Source organism: Brachyspira pulli, from assembly GCF_036997785.1.
Lineage (GTDB): Bacteria > Spirochaetota > Brachyspiria > Brachyspirales > Brachyspiraceae > Brachyspira > Brachyspira pulli.
This window is the reverse complement of the sequence record NZ_JAWLQI010000025.1, coordinates 24,430-42,645: the sequence shown is the minus strand read 5'-3', so window position 1 is coordinate 42,645 and position 18,216 is coordinate 24,430. Positions and strand designations below refer to the sequence as shown.

15 protein-coding genes and 1 pseudogene are annotated in these 18,216 nt (G+C 26.4%); 5 read left to right on the top strand and 11 right to left on the bottom strand.

The features are described from left to right. From R4K56_RS07405 to dnaG, 4 genes and pseudogenes are all read right to left on the bottom strand, one after another. Positions 1-226: pseudogene (locus R4K56_RS07405) on the bottom strand (hypothetical protein); the annotation flags it as partial. A 33-nt stretch (positions 227-259) separates the two neighbouring features. Then, on the bottom strand, positions 260-610 hold the full coding sequence (locus R4K56_RS07400) for a hypothetical protein (protein WP_335772291.1): 351 nt from the start codon (positions 608-610) through the stop codon (positions 260-262). 687 nt (positions 611-1,297) lie between these two features. Continuing rightward, the gene (gene rpoD, locus R4K56_RS07395; RefSeq protein ID WP_335758447.1) at positions 1,298-3,064 is read right to left on the bottom strand and encodes an RNA polymerase sigma factor RpoD; all 1,767 of its coding nucleotides are present in this window, start codon (positions 3,062-3,064) and stop codon (positions 1,298-1,300) included. Next, positions 3,061-4,887 (bottom strand): DNA primase, encoded by a 1,827-nt coding sequence (gene dnaG, locus R4K56_RS07390; protein WP_335772290.1) that lies wholly within the window; start codon positions 4,885-4,887, stop codon positions 3,061-3,063. The genes rpoD and dnaG overlap by 4 nt, the downstream gene beginning before the upstream one ends. Before the next feature lie 235 nt (positions 4,888-5,122). Here dnaG and R4K56_RS07385 point away from each other — a divergent pair, with 235 nt between their 5' ends. From R4K56_RS07385 to R4K56_RS07370, 4 genes are read left to right on the top strand one after another with little or no spacing between them, the layout of a single operon-like run. After that, on the top strand, positions 5,123-6,169 hold the full coding sequence (locus R4K56_RS07385; protein ID WP_335760814.1) for a hypothetical protein: 1,047 nt from the start codon (positions 5,123-5,125) through the stop codon (positions 6,167-6,169). Beyond that, entirely contained in the window at positions 6,153-6,722 is a 570-nt protein-coding gene (locus R4K56_RS07380) for an NUDIX hydrolase (RefSeq protein ID WP_335772289.1), read from the top strand. Before R4K56_RS07385 ends, R4K56_RS07380 begins: the two co-directional genes overlap by 17 nt. Before the next feature lie 17 nt (positions 6,723-6,739). Then, a complete protein-coding gene (gene lepB / locus R4K56_RS07375; RefSeq protein ID WP_335758451.1) occupies positions 6,740-7,261 on the top strand; it encodes a signal peptidase I in 522 nt (173 codons plus the stop codon). 13 nt (positions 7,262-7,274) lie between these two features. Then, positions 7,275-8,027 (top strand): YdcF family protein, encoded by a 753-nt coding sequence (locus tag R4K56_RS07370; RefSeq protein ID WP_335772288.1) that lies wholly within the window; start codon positions 7,275-7,277, stop codon positions 8,025-8,027. 35 nt (positions 8,028-8,062) lie between these two features. Here R4K56_RS07370 and R4K56_RS07365 read toward each other — a convergent pair whose 3' ends face one another. The 7 genes from R4K56_RS07365 to purH form a co-directional block, all read right to left on the bottom strand. Continuing rightward, on the bottom strand, positions 8,063-8,395 hold the full coding sequence (locus R4K56_RS07365; protein WP_335758453.1) for a branched-chain amino acid transporter permease: 333 nt from the start codon (positions 8,393-8,395) through the stop codon (positions 8,063-8,065). Between the two features lie 4 nt (positions 8,396-8,399). Next, positions 8,400-9,113, bottom strand: coding sequence for an AzlC family ABC transporter permease (locus R4K56_RS07360; RefSeq protein WP_335772287.1), 714 nt, complete (start codon positions 9,111-9,113; stop codon positions 8,400-8,402). Positions 9,114-9,265: 152 nt separating this feature from the next. After that, positions 9,266-10,354, bottom strand: a complete 1,089-nt coding sequence (locus tag R4K56_RS07355; protein ID WP_335758454.1) for a patatin-like phospholipase family protein — start codon at positions 10,352-10,354, stop codon at positions 9,266-9,268. Positions 10,355-10,370: 16 nt separating this feature from the next. Further along, positions 10,371-11,114, bottom strand: a complete 744-nt coding sequence (locus tag R4K56_RS07350) for a copper homeostasis protein CutC (protein ID WP_335772286.1) — start codon at positions 11,112-11,114, stop codon at positions 10,371-10,373. Positions 11,115-11,191: 77 nt separating this feature from the next. After that, the gene (locus R4K56_RS07345; protein ID WP_335772285.1) at positions 11,192-11,602 is read right to left on the bottom strand and encodes a rhodanese-like domain-containing protein; all 411 of its coding nucleotides are present in this window, start codon (positions 11,600-11,602) and stop codon (positions 11,192-11,194) included. A 121-nt stretch (positions 11,603-11,723) separates the two neighbouring features. Continuing rightward, positions 11,724-13,976 (bottom strand): BspA family leucine-rich repeat surface protein, encoded by a 2,253-nt coding sequence (locus R4K56_RS07340; protein ID WP_335772284.1) that lies wholly within the window; start codon positions 13,974-13,976, stop codon positions 11,724-11,726. A gap of 403 nt (positions 13,977-14,379) precedes the next feature. Further along, a complete protein-coding gene (purH, locus tag R4K56_RS07335) occupies positions 14,380-15,909 on the bottom strand; it encodes a bifunctional phosphoribosylaminoimidazolecarboxamide formyltransferase/IMP cyclohydrolase (RefSeq protein ID WP_335772283.1) in 1,530 nt (509 codons plus the stop codon). Between the two features lie 173 nt (positions 15,910-16,082). Between purH and R4K56_RS07330 the strand changes: the two genes are divergently transcribed. After that, entirely contained in the window at positions 16,083-18,029 is a 1,947-nt protein-coding gene (locus R4K56_RS07330) for a methyl-accepting chemotaxis protein (protein WP_335758478.1), read from the top strand. The last annotated feature ends 187 nt before the right edge of the window (positions 18,030-18,216 follow it).

Here is an 18,216-nt window from a genome sequence, read left to right as displayed (position 1 = left end):
GAAAATTGACAAAATATAGTTGTTTAGGTATATCTTTGAATGAATATTTTTCTGCCAAATGACTTTTATAATTTTCATCAGCATCATTATTCATTGTATTATAATATTCACCAGCCAATGCTATTTTCATTCCGAAACCTATACCTATATTAAGCTCCATTTTACCATCATAGTTTGGATTAATCTTTTTTAGTAAAGATGTAAGATTAACAGCATATTTAGGCATTAATCCTATATTGAGCGTATGAAAAACTAAATTTTAATTTGCATTATATATTTTGTTGTTTCCATAATTATTATCAGTTTGAGCTTTAAATGTAGATGCAAAATTAAGCCTTGAATATCCAATTTCAGTTAATATACTTATTCCATTATTTTCATTTATATTAAATCTATACCCAAAATTTCCAGTAACCCCAACATTAAAACTTATATCTGATTTAGTTGTATTTAAATAAATATTTCTGACAAAATTACGTTTAGGATCCGCTATATTAGGAAATGTGGAAGTAATACCTAGAGGCACATATATACTAGCTTCAAATTCTGTAAATGCTGATTTAGTAAATATTGAAATGAATATTAAAGCAGATAACACTATTTTTTTCATACAATTTCCTTTAATTTAGTTTTATCAAAAGTTAATATTTTATATTATATTACTATGTAAAGAAAAAACAATATTATATGTAATTTTAAATCTATTTACATTCCCCGCCCTTTATTCTTTTTAGTTATATTTGAACTTTTAATTTTGTTTATCTTTTATACTCACACAGAAAAAGCATGCCCGCCCAATCGTTTATTAAATTTGAATATTTATTTAACGCACGGTTAACTAAATTTTATATGTAATTGAAGTTGAATTGATGATTTTGTTTATATTTATAATTTTATTCTTCGTGCGGTGTAAAAACTAAGAATATGTTTATATTTATTTTGTATCTGTATGAATATAAAAAACATACTGAAAATTTTTAACTTTGTCAACCGCGAGCTGCGGCACCTTTCCGCACGGCACTGTTTGATCTTATCAAATGCCCACTATATGTGCGGTTGATTACTTATTATTGTACAAAATTAATAATTTATCTTACATGTAAAACAATTTTAGTATGATTTAGTACTAATTTTATCCTTGCACTTTCGCGAAGCGTATCCGAGTTTATCGAGGATATAAGGTTCTTTTTGCGGCAGGAAAAAGAACAACAAAAAAATTGACAAACTCTAAAATTTTTAGTATATACAAAAAAGGAAGCAGTTTCCTGCTTCCTTTGTAGATTGTAAATTTTAAATATTAAGAATCAAGAAAATCTTTTAATTCTTTTTTCTTTGATTGAGCCCTTAATCTTCTTATAGCTTTAGCCTCTATCTGACGTATACGCTCTCTTGTAACTTTGAATACATATCCAACTTCTTCTAAAGTATGGCTGTATCCGTCAATAAGACCGAAACGCATTCTTATTACTTTTTGTTCTCTATCTGGCAAACTGTCTAATATAGAATCAATTTGTTTTCTTAAGATTTTGAAAGTAGTTATATTTTGAGGACTTTCAAATTCTTTATCTTCTATAAGTTCTCCTAAAATAGTGTCTTCTTCATCACCTATAGGAGCATTCAAAGATACAGGGTCTTTAGCTACATTTCTTACGCTTTTAACTCTGCTTTCAGGCCAGCTCAATGCTTTAGCTATCTCTTGAATAGAAGGCTCTCTGCCATGCTGCTGCATGTACTGTCTTAATACTCTTTGAACCTTGTTTATTTGTTCTATCATGTGAACAGGAACCCTTATTGTTCTAGCCTGATCGCTTATAGAACGTGTAATAGCCTGACGTATCCACCAAGTAGCATAAGTAGAAAATTTATAACCTTTTTTGTATTCAAATTTATCTACTGCCTTGATAAGACCAATATTACCTTCCTGAACCAAATCGAAGAAATGAAGGCCTCTGTTAACATACTTTTTAGCTATAGCAATAACAAGTCTTAAATTAGCTTTAACTATATGGTCTTTAGCTTGAGCAATTTTTCTTCTTGAAGAATCTATTTTACGTACCCATTCAACTAAAGTTTCTTTGTCTACACGAACTTCATCGTATATATTAGCCATACGAACTTGAGCTTTATGGAAACTTGTTATAACAGCCTCTATAGCTTCAGGAGTGATATTAAATTCATCTACAAGACGTATGTAAATATCTTTATTTCCTGATTCTATTTCTTTATAATAATTTTCAAAGTCTGATATTTCTTTATAGTATCTTTTTTTGAGTTTTTCAAAGTATTCTTCTATTTGATTGATTCTGTGTAAATAGAATTTTAGTTTTTCAGCTATTCTGTCTATTTCCATTCTATTTAATCTTACTTTACTCAAAAGCTTAACTATATTCTCTTTAACTTCTTCTTGTTCTTTAGTAAGAGATTTTATTGTTTTTTGTGTAGTTATTTTTTTGATTCTTTTATCTAAAGCAAGATATTTTTCAGCTAATGCTACATATTCTTTTTCAAAGTTTTTATACTTTCTTTCTAATTTTCTTTTTTCCTGAGTAGAAACATTATAGATTCTAGGAGGTTCTAATATTTCATGTATAGAAACCTTTCCAACCTGTACATTTTTTATTGTATTAAGTACTTCACCTACAACAAGATGTGTATTTAATATAATATTTTCTATATCAGTTTCACCAGATTCTATCTTTTTAGAATAATCCACTTCATCTTCGTGGGTAAGCAAATTAACCTTTCCGATTTCTTTAAGATAAAGTCTTATAGGGTCATCATTGTTTCCAACTTTATCTTCTACATGTATAAATTTAGCTGTAGTATCATCAATTTTATTTTGATTTTTAGAAAGGCTTTCAAATTCTCTCTTATCTTCAACAATGGCAATCTTTCTAGCAGTTAATAACTGAAAAAGTATGTCCATTACGTCAGTATCCATATTATCTATGGCACCATTAATCTCTTTGAAAGTAAGATATTTATTAGTATTACCTTTTTCAAGCAATTTTCGAATCTTTTCATTATTTTTAATTAAAAGATCGCAATCCTCTTCTTTCATCATAAATCACTTCCTTGATGTAATTTTTCTTTTTGCTTATTAAGTAAATGTATTTCGCGAGCCTTTGCACAAATAGCCTCAAATCCATCATTACTTTCAAGAGTGTTGTTTAATGCCGTATTATTATCTAAAACCTCTTGCCTTTTAGAGTCTATGTAGCCGCTTTTAATTCTAATAATAAGCTCCTCCAACTTTTCATATATATTTTCACTATATAGTTTTTTCTTGCTTAAAATCTGATTAGCTATATGCTCATTTCCCAATACATTAAGAGCATCTTCAACGCTAGCTTCTTTATTAAGAGTTAAGAGTCTTATATAAAATTCCCTTGTTATATCTTTCTTAATAAGATCAACACTAATTTCTCTTTCAGCCTCTTTAATCAAAGAAGGATTTAGAGCAAGTAAATATATTAAACTATTTTCATAGTAAAATTTGTTATTTGTATTTTTAATTTTATTATTATTGTTATTTGCGTTTGAAATATACTGATTTGTTTTCTGTATGCGTAAATAATCCTTGTTAAAAGCCTCCCTATCTATAGAAAGTTTAGAAGCTATATGTGCTATAATCATTTGCTTCTCTGTTTCGCTTTTTACAACATCTAAATACTTATAAAAATCATTAATAACATCTAATTTTTCCTCTATAGATATAGAAGAAATATCTTTCTTTATTCTATTCTCTACAATAAAATCATACCAATTTAATCTATTATTATATAGTATATCAAACCGTTCTTTTTTATAAACTGTAAAAAATTCATCTAAATCCTTAGTTTCTTGTATAGAAAGTATAGTCAATTTTAAGTCAAACTTCAATAGTGTCAATATAGCCATTTTAGAAGCTTTCTGACCTGCTTCATCACTATCTAAAGCTAAAACTACATTGCTTGTATACTTTTTTATCTCTCTAGCATGTTCTTCTGTAATAGCTGTGCCTAATGTTCCTACTACATTTTTTATGCCCATTTTATGGCATGCTATTGTATCCATGTATCCTTCAACAAGAATAACTTCATCTTGCTTCATTATATAGGATTTAGCTATATTTATGCCATATAATGAAGATTTTTTCTTAAAAATAAGGCTTTCTTTGGAATTTAAGTATTTAGGTTCTTTACCGTCTATACTTCTTCCTCCAAAACCTATTACTTCTTCTCTTTCATTTATAATAGGAAACATTACTCTATTAACAAATGTATCATAATAATGGCTAGGATTATTTTTACTTACACTAGCTAAACCTAGTATATTCATGTTATTTACAGTAATTTTATTATCGCTTAAAGCATTAATAAGTGCATTCCAACTAGGCGGAGCATATCCAATTTTAAATTCTTTTATTATACTAAAAGGTATTTTTCTGTTTTTTAAATATTGTACTGCTTCTTTATAGAAATAATTTCCGTTTTTATCTTTTAAAAGCAGGCTTTTTCCAAAAAAATTACAGGCTATTCTGTTTATTCTTCTGCTTTCTAAGTATATTTTCTCTTTTTGAGAGGATTTTGCAGAAAAGAAATCGGTAACATCTATTGAGAATCTATTACCAAGATATTTAACTGCATCCTTAAAGGACATATTTTCTTTTTCTTTTAAATAGGTTATAACATTTCCCTTTGCACCGCAGGTAAAACATTTATACACACATTTATCATCATCAACAGACATAGAAGGATTAGTTTCCTGACCATCTTTGTGAAAAGGACATTGAACAGTGTATTTATTTCCGCCTCTTGGTACAACTTTATATCGATCCCTTAATATATCAATAAGAGATACTCTTGATAATAGATTGTTTAATTTTTCAATAAATAAGTTATCCACAATAAACTCAAGCAATAATATCTATATATTAATCGGATATATATAGCAAAAAATACAGATTATACCTATAAATAAATATGCATAAATATAAAAATATTTAAAAAAAAGTCAAGTAATTATAGTAAAAAAACTAAAAAATATATGAATTTATTTCGATTTATTTTAGTTATTTATTACTTGACAAAATTCGTTTTTTTATTATTATAGTGAAATCAATTTTGTTTGAGGAAATATTGTGATTAATTATTTTGAAAAGAGCGAGAGGAGAAGAAGGATCTTAAACAATATAAAATCAAAAAGGATTATTATTGATAAATTTCATATTCCGCTTGGCATAGTACTAAGCGAATATGCCTATCCCAAGGAAGGGACTAAAATAGAATTAAAAAACACTGATAATGGAGATTTATACAATTATAGAATCTCAGTATCATCGGAGAAGATTTCTTCATTATATTTGAAGCTTTTAAAACTGTTTCCGTCTTATGGTACAATAGTTATAGAGCGTATTAGTGAAGATGTTAATAGGGATTATGATGTACTTATGAGCGATCCTGATGTTTCATTAAATGAAATTAGGAAAGTGTTCAAAAAGTATAATGAACTTTGGATTGAATGCGGATATGTTGGATTCGGAGTTATAGACGAGCTTACAGAGTTTGAAATTTTTATAAATTTGGATAAAGAAATAGAAATTCATACTTCATATAAAAATATAAATAAAATTAACCATATTCTTGAATCATACAGACTTTTGAATGATGATGTTTCATTTATATGTGATTATGAGCATTTGCATTATTCTTTGTCTTCTATAGTTGCAGATGAAGGCTGTTCTGAAACAGATGAATATGTTTTTGATTATTATGATATTATAAATAATCTTAAGCATATATACGGCTTTACTACTGTTAATTTAAATGAACCAAACATGCTAATAAAGCCTCCAAAATGGTGGAATGTTACTGTTAAGGGTTTAGGTAAATGCCAAAGGAGAACTTTTGTATCTACTTATTATATGGTTGCAAACACTATAGAAGAAATGGAAACTCTTATAGATGAAAGAATGAAAGATATGAATGTTGATTATTATTATATTTATGATTTTTATAATGTTGATCCTAAAAATTACAGCTATGAAAGTGTTAATGTTATAGATACTCATAATATTTCATTTGAACATGCTCCTTTTGGTATTTGGGCACAGTCTGATGTATATATTTGTAATGTAAAAAATATAGCATCATATTATATTAATAAAAACTATGCAAGAACATATTGATTATAGATTTGAAAAAGCTTTAAAAATAAAAGAACATATTAAATATCAATTTAAATATTGTCCTTATTGCGGGGAAAAGGATTCTTTATCTTTTAATAATATAAAGATATTCACATGTTCAAAATGCGGCAGAACTTATTTTATTAATCCTGCATCTGCTGTTGGTGTTATAATAGAAACTCCATCTGGCATAGTATTTGTTGAAAGAGGAATTGAACCTAAAAAAGGATTTATAGATATGCCTGGCGGGTTCTGTGAGCCTTATGAAAGGGTTGAAGATGCTGCCAAAAGAGAAATTTTGGAAGAAACAAGCATAAAATTAGAAAAAATAGATTTTCTTATAAGCGGATCTAATGAATATGTATATGACGGTTTAATGTATGTAACGTCTGATATATTCTTTTATTCTAAATTAGATTATACTCCAAATATAAAGGCTAATGACGATGCTTCTAATGTTATATTTTTAAAAAGAGATGATATAAATATAGATAATATAGCATTTGAATCAGCTAAAGAGGCTTTACTATACTATATTCAAAATATCAAATAAATATAATTATTTCAACTATGACGAGTAAAAAACAGATTGCAGAGATTATATTAGCATCATTTACTGCTATCTTTTTAGCAGCTTTTATTAGGTTATTTTTCTTTGATACTTACATAGTTACTAATAAATCTATGGAGCCTACTTTTTTTGAAGGAGATGAAATACTTCTTCTTAAAAAGAGCTTTATTTTTAATCGTGTTAAGAATTTTGACGTTATAGTTTTTAATCATGAGGGAAGTAATTTAGTTAAAAGGGTTATAGGAATAGAAGGCGATAAAGTAGAAATAAAAGACGGCGGCTTATATTTGAATGATGAGCTTATAGAGCATGAATATTATATTTTTTCTGATAAAGATGACGGACTTTATATAGTAGGAAGCGATCAATATTTTGTTTTAGGCGATAATATAGAGGTCAGTGAAGACAGCAGATATTTCGGATTCATAGATAAAGATAGTATAAAAGGGCAGGTAATACTTATATTTAGCCCTAAAAGCAGATTCCAGTTATTCAGTAATATATTTCATCACAATAAATAATTTTGGGTATTTTATGATGCTTAATAATATAGCAGATTATATTAATATATTATCAAATTTTTGCGGTAAAAGAGATATTGAATCCTTAACAAAGGAAGAACTTTATAATAAATATAATATTGATAAAGCTGATGTGATGGTTTTATTCGGCGGAAGTATTATATGCGGAGGCGATATATTAGCTGAGGCAATAAAAAACAATATAGCAGAAAAATATATTATAGTAGGCGGTGCCGGTCATACTACAGAAACATTAAGAAATAAAATGAGTAATGAGCTTCCTAATATTGATTTAAATAATTTAAAAGAAGCAGAAATATTTAATAATTATATAAATACAAAGTATGGTTTAAAGGCTGATCTTTTAGAATTAGAATCAACTAATTGCGGCAATAATATAACATATTTGCTTAAATTATTAAAAGAAAATAATATAGATTTTAAAAGCATAATTATTTCTCAAGATTCTACTATGCAGTACCGTATGGAGGCAGCATTAAGAAAATATGTTCCTAAAGATATATTGATTATAAATTATGCTGTTTATAAAGTTAATGTTATATGTAAAGATAATGAACTTGTTTATGATAAAGATATTTTAGGAATGTGGAATATAAATAGATATATAAATCTTTTAATGGGAGAAATATACAGGCTTAATGATGATGCCAATGGTTACGGCCCTAACGGTAAAGATTTTATTGTTCATGTTGATATACCAGATGATGTTATGAATGCATTTATAGAATTAAAAAAGAATTTATAATAAGAGAAGCTAATCTATTATATTCTTAAATATTATTAACTTACAAATACTACCTGTACTAAAAACATGTAAAGTGCTGTTCCTACACCTATGCTTATTAATACATTTCTTTTTATTATATGCAATATGATTATAACGGCTATAGATATTAATTGAGGTAATGCATAAGGAAATTTTATTATATTTATATCTTTCAAACAATATACAACAAGCAATGCTATCATAGAATAAGGCAGTATTTTACCTAAAAACTGTATATATTTATTTTCAGATAATGATTTATTTATTATCAAAAAAGGCAGGAATCTAAGAAATGCAGTTCCAATTACTATCATTAAAGCAGTTATTAATATTTCTTTATTTGTCATAATTTTATCCATTTATAGTTTCTGTTTTATCATATTTGTACATTACGCTTATAGATATAAATATTAATACCATAGCAAGTATTATAAATATATTAGTTTTAAATATTAAAATAGGTATTGAACAAATAAGACCTATTACGGCACCTCTATGATCTTTATTATCAAGCCATTGTTCTACGAATATAACAACGAATAAGGCAGTTAATACAAAATCAAGTCCTTTAGTATTGAAAGTTATAAAAGAGCCGATTAAACAGCCTAACAATGTACCTATATTCCAATATATATGATTTATAAAAGCTACAAAGAAAAGAAATGCATTTTTATTGATATTTTCTGGTATATCTGCGGAGCATAGTATTGAAAAAGTTTCATCACTTAAAGTATATATCAAATAAGGCTTTATAATACCTGTATTTTGAAATTTTGATATGAGAGATATACCATAAAAACCTACTCTTGAATTAACTATTAATGTAAGTATAAAAGCGTATAGAGGATTAAAAGGTGCTAAAAATAAATAATTAATGGCTGTATACTGCATGCTTCCGCAATATGCAAATAAACTTAAAAAAACTGCAAGCCAAGTATCAAGACCTTTAGCTTTCATTAAAACACCATAAGCCATACCCAAAAATATATATCCTACAAGAACAGGTATAGTATAAGGAAATGCATATTTTAAAGATGATATGATTTCTCGTTTTTTAGTATTCATAATATTTTTTACTATTTATATAAAATTTCTTTTTTTAAGTTTTTTATATTTATAAAAATTATTTAAACCTATAAATGTAGGCATTATAATAAAAAATTTTAAATAAATTTTTAGAAATAAGATAATCAAAAAAATATTTATGTCAATAGATATTAATTAAATAAATATCTTACATAACTATATTTAGCATTTTCATATCCATGCCTTAATATCATTTCAAAATCTTCTTTTGTAGGACTTTCTAATGTTGTTTTATAATTTTTGATTTTATAACAATTTTGTTTTGTATCATATGAGTTTATGATATTCAATTTTTCTTTTGAAGGTATTTTAGCTCTCATTAGTATATTTGAAGCATGATTTCCTATATTTATATATAGTCCATTTTTATTTCTATTAATAAAATCAATATAGCTTCTCACTCTTAAAAAATGAACCTGACTCATAGATATATCTAAAATTCTTCTTAATCCAAATTTTTTCATTTTATAGTTAGTATTTAAACTTTGTGCAGCATTGGCTACTATTAGAAAATTCAAATCATCTTTACAGTATCCGCCTTTATCCATTTTATATATTGCTTCCAATCCCAAATTATCATAAACACCGCCGTCCCATAAATGTATTGATTTTGGTATATTTTTTATTGGTTTATCATTATGATCAAACCATTCTTTGGATTCTATTTTGAAATACTGTTTACCTATTAAAAAAGGAAATGCTGCTGACATAGCAACGGCCATAGATATATCATAATTTAAATCTTTTATATATCCTAATTTATAATCTCCTATATGTTTCTGAGAAAATGAAAATCTTTTTCCTGTTTCTATTGTAGTGGCATTTATAGACCATCTTGGAATTTTTTCTAAATCAGAAAATTTAGCCGTCATATTCCAATGTTTTTTCATCAGTTTTGATAATATTTTTGGTTTATTAAAAAAGTTATTTACTTGTTTTAATGTAGTAAATATAAGATGTTTTTGTATATTGTTATTTAATATAGCATTTTTTACTTTTTCTAATACTTCATTATATTCTTTGCTTGTTGGGAATTTATTGTTATTATAAGAATATAATAAACCAACACATATACTGGCACCAGATACGGTTGATATATGTTCTATATTTTCTAAGGCATTTTCTTCTGCAAGCCATTTAAATATTCCAAGATGAAATATAGCTGCTCTTATTCCGCCTCCAGATAAAGCAATTCCTATTTTTTTATCATTTAATGACATTATTGTACCTTAAATATTAAATTTTTGATTTTATATTTTTTACTTTATTTTCATCAGTATATTTTATGCTGAACTCCGGAGGTCTTAAAGCGGCACCCATAAATACATTTTCATTTCTGTATTCCATTATGCTATTAACTGTTTTATTTGCTGTCATATGATATTCATTAGCTTTTACAGTATCTTTTATATATTCAATATTTCTTTCATTTATTCCGCTTCCAGGCATTATTATTATTTTATCATTATATTTTTCAACCAATTCTTTTAATTTTATTATACCGCTCATGACATTAGCTTCGCCGCCTGAAGTGAGTATTCTCTCAAAACCAAGTGATATAATATCCTCGCATGCTTCATTTAAATCAATACTTACATCTATAGCTCTATGGAAAGTTACTTTACTGCTTGACCATAAATCTAGCAACTTAGAACATCTTTCTTTATCAACTTTTCCTTCTTTTGTAAGTATGCCGAATACTATTCCGTCAATTTTTAAATCTTTCATTAATTTTATTTCTTTTTTCATTATTTCAAATTCAATATCATTATAGCAGAAATCTCCGCCTCTAGGACGCACCATCGCATATATTGGCTTATTAACTTTTTCTCTTGCTAATTCCAAAACTCCAAAACTAGGGGTAGTTCCGCCTTCAAACATATTTCCGCAAAGCTCAAGTCTGTCAGCTCCGCCTTTTTCGGCATTAATGCATGACTCTACAGAATCAACGCATATTTCTATTTTGATATTATTTTCCATATTATTCCCCTTAAAGTTTTGATTTATATAAAGATATATAAATTATACTAGATAACTGTTAATTGTCAAAAAGTATTTTATTTCAAAGCTGATGAAAGCTGAAAATAGCCGGCATTTTTAAGATTATTAATATTAGTAAAGCCTAGTTTATACATACGCATAGATGCCATGCCGGAACGGCTGCCGCTTGCACAGTAAACTATATATTCTTTATTTTTATCTAATTTTGAGATTTTTTCTTCAAATTTATAATCATCTAATGCAATGTTTATGCTGTTTTTTATATATCCGCTTTGCTGAACTTCTGCATAACTTCTTACATCTATTAAACCAATATTTTTATTATTTTTATAAAGTGAAACTGCATCATTAATATTTATGTTTTTAAATTTACCTTTGCTTCTTATATTAAATATAATTTTTCTTACCGTACTTAGTATTATAAAAGTTAGTATAAGTCTTATTATTAATGTTAAAGTATTATTCATATTATACCCTCTATATGTATATGGTTTTATTATATCATATAGAGAGTAAATATCAATAGATAATAAAATGATTAAGTTTATATAATTTTATAATTATATAATTGATTAAAAAGTATAGTTATCAAAACATATACTGCAAATTTAATTCCCATATTAAAAATATAAGCCAAGTATAAATAAATCTTTCACTTAATTCTGAATTATTATCTTTAATAAAATAAGGTTTAATAGTAACTTTATCATCAGTTAAGGCATAATATGATATATTAGTATCAATGCAAAAATACTCTTTATTCATAGAATTATAAAAAGAATATTTATTAATTGTATTGGTATTAAGAAAATTGGTTTTCATTTCATATTTATGAACGAATCTTTTTAAAAGTCCATAATTTGTTTCTATTACTTTTAATTTATTAAGAGTTTCATTCAAATCATCTATATTGATAGTGCTAAACTGCATTATTGGCTGATACAATTCATAATCATTAAGCTGATTTTTCCATTTTGATATAGTTTCTTTTTCCATTTCAAAAGGACTTGCCAAACTTATATAACTGTTTTCATCAATAATAATACTTTCATCATTTTCATTGCTGTAACTTCCGTCGCCGGAGTATCTGAAAGTATAAACTTTATTTTCACTATGCATATTCCAAATTAAATTAATAGCAAATTTATTCATTAAAACATTATCAATAAAAATTTCTTTAAAAAATCTGTAATGATATTTTTTACCGCTCATTAAAAGTTTTATTAAATTAAAATTCTGATTTTTTATAGTAAATGAAATTTCTTTTTTTATATATTTAATTTTTTCCTTCAAATCAGATGACATATTTTTAGGATATGATTTTAATATTTTATTTTTTTCAATATCAAAAAGTTCTGCCTCATCATCTTTAATAATTAATTTATATTTATTATCTTCTATAATTTTTTCACCGTTTTTATCAAATCCAAAATTAGGTATAAGTTTAAATATTATTTCATCTTCATTTAAATTTCTCATTAAAGCAGCTTCATGCAATATATCATCAGCCATTTTCTGTATATCATCTCTTTCATTATATCTAAATACATTGCATAATAGATTCATAGCATAATCGCTTTCTTTATGAAATGATAATATTATAAGTAAAAGTTTAGAATATTTTTCTTCTTCATATATTTCTTTTACTGCTTCATCTCCTCCATATATTCCATAAATTATAGCTGAAGTTTCTTTTTTTGAAGATATATATATTTGTCTTAAAGCTTTTATAAATGATTCTCTGTCTAATAGATTTATAATATTATCTATTAATGCTATTTTAAAAACATCTCTTTTTAATGCTAAATAAGATAAGTATATGTACTTTATAACTTTGATATTAACTGTTTTTGTTTTATCTTTAGTGAATACTTCTTCGATATTTAAATCATCTATAAACTTAACTTTCTTTTCATCTTTTTTATTGTAATTATTTTCTATATAATTTTCTGCTTCTTCTATTATTTTGAAATTATTAGAAGTTTCTTTTAATTCATTATAATAATCATTTTCTAATCTTTTACGGAAAAGCATTATTTTCTTATTGTTGCTTGTATTAATGCTGTAATATATTTTTTTTATATCATTATTTTTTAAAAGCTCTGACAAATCATATTCATTATTATTTTCTAAACAGTATAAATAAATTTTAAACTTCAATGAAATTTTATTATTCTTATACATAAAAGAATTTTCAAACATAGAATTCATTGAATAAAGATTTTTAATATCCCAAGAATCTAAATCCTGATCAAATTTATTAGTATTTGCAAACATTTTATTCATACTTTCAACATTAGAAACATTCCATTTATTTAAAGGCTTATTAAATTCCAATGCTCCATTAAACATATCATCCATTGCTTCTACATGGCTTACATTCCAATTATTAATATCATTATCGAATTTCAAGGCATCAGTAAACATTCCTCTCATATTTTTTACTTTAGAAACATTCCACTTATACAAACTTTGATTAAACTCTTTAGCAGAATTAAACATCATATTCATACTTTCAACATTGCTGACATTCCAATCATTCAAAGGCTTATTAAAACATAAAGCAAAATGAAACATATCAGACATAATTTTAACTTTTGAAACATTCCATTTACTTATATCATTATTAAAATAACTATTAAATGAAAATAAACCATGCATATTCTCTACATTTGAAGTATCCCAATTTTCAATACCATCATAATTTTTTCTATGAGAACATTTAAATAAATCTGTCATATTAGTGATAAGGCTTGTATCAATATCATTTAAATCAATACTTTCATCATCAACTAATAATTTTAATTCTTTTGTATTATTTGGTTTGAACTTTTTATGCATAGTAAATCCTTAAAATATTATATACTTAAAATTTTTAAGTTTGTCAAAAAATACAATTTTGAATTTACGTTATTTGTGGGGACTAGCCCCCACACCCCTACTTCTTTTGCCGATTAGGCACCTACTTGGTGGTGATTCAAAGAAGCTATATCCTCGACAGGCTCGGATACGCTTCGCGAAATGCTATATTTTTGCTCAAATTAATAACCTGTCTTACATGTAAAACAATTTTAGTATGATTTAGTACTAATTTTATCCTTGCACTTTTTGGTTCTTTTTGCGGCGGGAAAAAGAACAATAAAAAAATTGACAAAGTTAAAAATTTTCAGTATATATTAAATAAAAAAGTGAAGCTAATAAAAATTAACTTCACTTTTATTTTAATTATAAATTATAAAAATAATTAATGTTTAAAATGTCTTATACCAGTAAATACCATAGCAATGCCATGTTCATTACAAGCATCTATTGATTCCTGATCTCTTATAGATCCGCCGGGCTGAATTATAGCTTTAATATTGTATTTAGCACAAGCATCAACAACATCTCTGAATGGGAAGAATGCATCAGATGCCATTACAACTCCATCGCCTGCACGCTCTAAAGCATCTTCGCAAGCCCATATTCTGTTAGTTTGTCCGCTTCCTATACCTTTAGCCATAAAGTCTTTTATTACTACTATAGCATTTGATTTAGCATATTTTACAACCTTCATTCCAAATATTAAATTCTTCATTTCTTCTTCTGTAGGCTTTTTCTCTGTTACAACTTTATAGTCTTCTATTAAAGTAGTGTCTTCATCTTGTACAAGTAATCCGCCGTCAATTTTAACAAGATTGATTTTATCATTAGTATTAGTTTTATATTTTATAACTCTTAAATTCTTTTTAGTTTTTAATACTTCCAAAGCTTCAGGAGTAAAGTCTTTAGCAATAACAATTTCTAAGAATATTTTTATAAGTTCTTTTGCAGTTGCTTCATCTACTGTACTATTGAAAGCAACTATTCCTCCGAATATAGAAGTAGGATCGCATTCATAAGTTCTATTATAAGCCTCTAATACATTAGAACCCAAAGCAGCACCGCAAGGAGTAGAATGTTTTATAGCAGAACAAGCATACTCTTTTTTAGACTCATCAAATTCTAATACTATTTTTAAAGCTATATCCATATCTCTGATATTATTAAATGAAAGTTCTTTTCCGTTTAATTGTTCAAAATCTTTCATAGAGCCTTTATCTGTAGTAGAAACATAATAGCTTGCGCCTTGATGAGGATTTTCCCCATATCTTAATTCTTCTTTTAATGCATAAGACATATTTAAATAATTAAGTTGTTTGCCTTCTTTATTTTCTAATGAATTAAACATAAACTCTGACACTGCAGCATCATAAGCAGAAGTCAAATTAAATACTTTAGAAGCTAAATATTTTTTTGTTTCAAAACTAACTTCGCCTTTTTCCATTTCACTTTTTACTAAATCATAATCTTTAACATCGCTTATAACAACAACATCTTTGAAAGACTTAGCAGCAGAACGAAGCATAGTAGGGCCGCCTATATCAATAAATTCAATCTTTTCTTCAAATTTCAAATTATCATCTTGTACTTTTTCAAAGAAAGGATAAAGATTAACTATAACCATATCAATAGGAGTTATACCTCTTTCCTTAATAGTTTCCATATGAGTAGGGTTATCTCTTATAGCAAGTATTGCTCCATGTATTTTTGGGTCTAAAGTTTTTACTCTGCCGTCAAGCATTTCTTTAGCTCCTGTAACTTCAGCAACCTCTATAACTGGTATATTATTTTCTTTCAAATATTTATAAGTTCCGCCTGTAGAAACTATTTCCACATTTTTTGAAGTCAAGAATTTAGCAAAGTCTAATATTCCGTCTTTATAAAATACAGATATCAATGCTCTTTTTATCATTTATAAACTCCTAATAAAACTAATTAATAATTCACTCATTATAATATAAAGGAATTTATTGTAAAGTTAAATTTATATATAAATTATAATTGACTTTTTTAAATTAATGATTATTATATTTTAATAAAAAAAGTTGATTAAAATTCTAATTAGTGTTTATAAAGGAGTTATTAATGTTTAAAAAAGTCAGACTTCATGTGAAAATAACTGCTTCAATATTAATTCCTATTTTAATAATGATTGTAATATCAAATATTGTAACAATAATAAATGTCAAAAAAATAAGCGGGGATCTGTCATATAAGGTTTTGGAAGAAGCTTCAAACAGCGAAGTAAATAAATTAAAATCTGTAGTAAAAGAGGAGTATTATTCAGTAACAACATTAAAATACGTGATAGAAAATATGTATAATAATAATATCAGAGATAGAATTGCTTATGATAATATAATAGCAGAATATTTGTATAATCTTCCAAAAACTGTTGTAGGTGTTATGCTTGCTTTTGAACCTAACACAATAGGAAATGACAGTAATTATATAAATGAATATCCTTATACAAAAGGACAGCAAACTTACTATATGGCAAGAGTGAATGGTCAAGACAGTCAGGTAGTTATAACATCAGAAGATTTAAAATCAGATTATTATACAGTTCCAATAAAAACATCTAAAACTTATTTATCAGGGGTATATGATTTTGATTTAGGAAATAATAATATGGTAAAAATGTATACTTGGTCTGTTCCTATAATTTCTTCAAATAAGGTAATTGGTGTTATTACAGGCGATGTTTTAGTGGATACTTTAATGCCTACAATGAAAGCAATAAATCCATTTACAGATTCTATGGGATTATTATTTGATAATTATGGCAACTTACTTTATGACGTCAGTAATTTAGACAATATAGGTATAAATGTATATGATTTATACCCTCAATATAAAAAATATAATGTAACGGAAGAAGTTACAAAAGGAAATATTGTTTATTTTGAGAGCTATAGTGAGTATTATAAGGGATATGCTTCATATTTGTTTGTTCCTTTAGAAATAGTAGAAGGTCAACATTGGATGCTTGAAATTATAGGCTCTAATAATTCAATATATAGAGACAGCAATATGCTTCAAAAGATTGTTGTTATAATATCAGTATTCATAATAGTTATAGCTTCTATTATTACTCCTATTATAATTAGGATGAGAGTATCTAATATTATAGGAGAATTAGCAAAGGATATGTCAAATATGGCTAATGGGGATTTAACTATATCATCTCTCAATGGATTTTCAAAAAGAACAGATGAATGGGGAGATATAGCAAGAGGCTGGGAAAAAGCTATGGATAATTTCAACAGCATTATAAACACTGTAAAAAATTCTGCTGGAAGAGTTTCAGATGCAGCCAATAGTGTTTTAGAGGGTAATACTGATTTATCCAGCAGAACAGAATCTCAGGCAGCTAGTTTAGAAGAAACTTCAGCTTCTATGAATGAGATAGCAAGCACCATAAAAGAATCTGCTGAAAATGTTTCTAATAGTGCTGATGTTGTTAATGATACAAAAAATAAAATATCAAAAGCTGGAGAAATAATAGAAGAAAGCGTACAAAAAATGGATGATGTATATGAGGCGAGTGCTAAAATTATGGATATTACTAAGCTTATAGAAGGCATTGCCTTTCAAACTAATATACTTGCACTTAATGCTTCAGTAGAGGCAGCACGTGCTGGAGAACAGGGAAGAGGATTTGCTGTTGTTGCAAGTGAGGTTAGAAATTTAGCTCAAAATACTCAGGAATCTGTGAAAAATATTACCGCATTAATTACCGATAGTTACAAAAAAATACATTTGGCTGCTGAAAGTGTAAAAGAATCTCAAAATATATTTACAGATATTACCAATCAAATGGATAATGCTTCTCAATTAATGGATAAAATTAATATAGCAGCACAAGAGCAGGAAAAAGGAATTGAGCAGGTAAATACAGCTATTAATAATATGGATAGTGCTGTTCAGCAAAATGCTTCTTTAGTAACTGAGGTAGCCTCTGCTTCTGAGTCCTTGCTTAGTGAGGCTAATGAATTAGTTAAGTCTATAGCATATTTTAAACTTAGATGAAAATAATTTAAATCGTTAAATATAAAAACTTTATTTTTTCAAATAAAAAATAAAGCTCCGTAAATTTTACTTATTAAGTTTTATAGCATTGCATAATTATGATAACTTTTATTTCGCAATTATTATATATGAAAGTTATCATAATTGTAATTTTATGTTAACTATGTTAAAATGAATCTTCATATTA

Excerpts from the sequence above, each read along its gene's own strand:
- R4K56_RS07365 (WP_335758453.1), bottom strand. The coding sequence starts at position 8,395 with ATGACAAATAAAGAAATATTAATAACTGCTTTAATGATAGTAATTGGA.
- R4K56_RS07400 (WP_335772291.1), bottom strand. The coding sequence starts at position 610 with ATGAAAAAAATAGTGTTATCTGCTTTAATATTCATTTCAATATTTACT.
- lepB (WP_335758451.1), top strand. The coding sequence starts at position 6,740 with ATGACGAGTAAAAAACAGATTGCAGAGATTATATTAGCATCATTTACT.
- purH (WP_335772283.1), bottom strand. The coding sequence starts at position 15,909 with ATGATAAAAAGAGCATTGATATCTGTATTTTATAAAGACGGAATATTA.
- R4K56_RS07350 (WP_335772286.1), bottom strand. The coding sequence starts at position 11,114 with ATGGAAAATAATATCAAAATAGAAATATGCGTTGATTCTGTAGAGTCA.
- R4K56_RS07370 (WP_335772288.1), top strand. The coding sequence starts at position 7,275 with ATGATGCTTAATAATATAGCAGATTATATTAATATATTATCAAATTTT.
- R4K56_RS07340 (WP_335772284.1), bottom strand. The coding sequence starts at position 13,976 with ATGCATAAAAAGTTCAAACCAAATAATACAAAAGAATTAAAATTATTA.
- R4K56_RS07355 (WP_335758454.1), bottom strand. The coding sequence starts at position 10,354 with ATGTCATTAAATGATAAAAAAATAGGAATTGCTTTATCTGGAGGCGGA.
- R4K56_RS07330 (WP_335758478.1), top strand. The coding sequence starts at position 16,083 with ATGTTTAAAAAAGTCAGACTTCATGTGAAAATAACTGCTTCAATATTA.
- R4K56_RS07345 (WP_335772285.1), bottom strand. The coding sequence starts at position 11,602 with ATGAATAATACTTTAACATTAATAATAAGACTTATACTAACTTTTATA.
- R4K56_RS07380 (WP_335772289.1), top strand. The coding sequence starts at position 6,153 with ATGCAAGAACATATTGATTATAGATTTGAAAAAGCTTTAAAAATAAAA.
- R4K56_RS07360 (WP_335772287.1), bottom strand. The coding sequence starts at position 9,113 with ATGAATACTAAAAAACGAGAAATCATATCATCTTTAAAATATGCATTT.
- rpoD (WP_335758447.1), bottom strand. The coding sequence starts at position 3,064 with ATGATGAAAGAAGAGGATTGCGATCTTTTAATTAAAAATAATGAAAAG.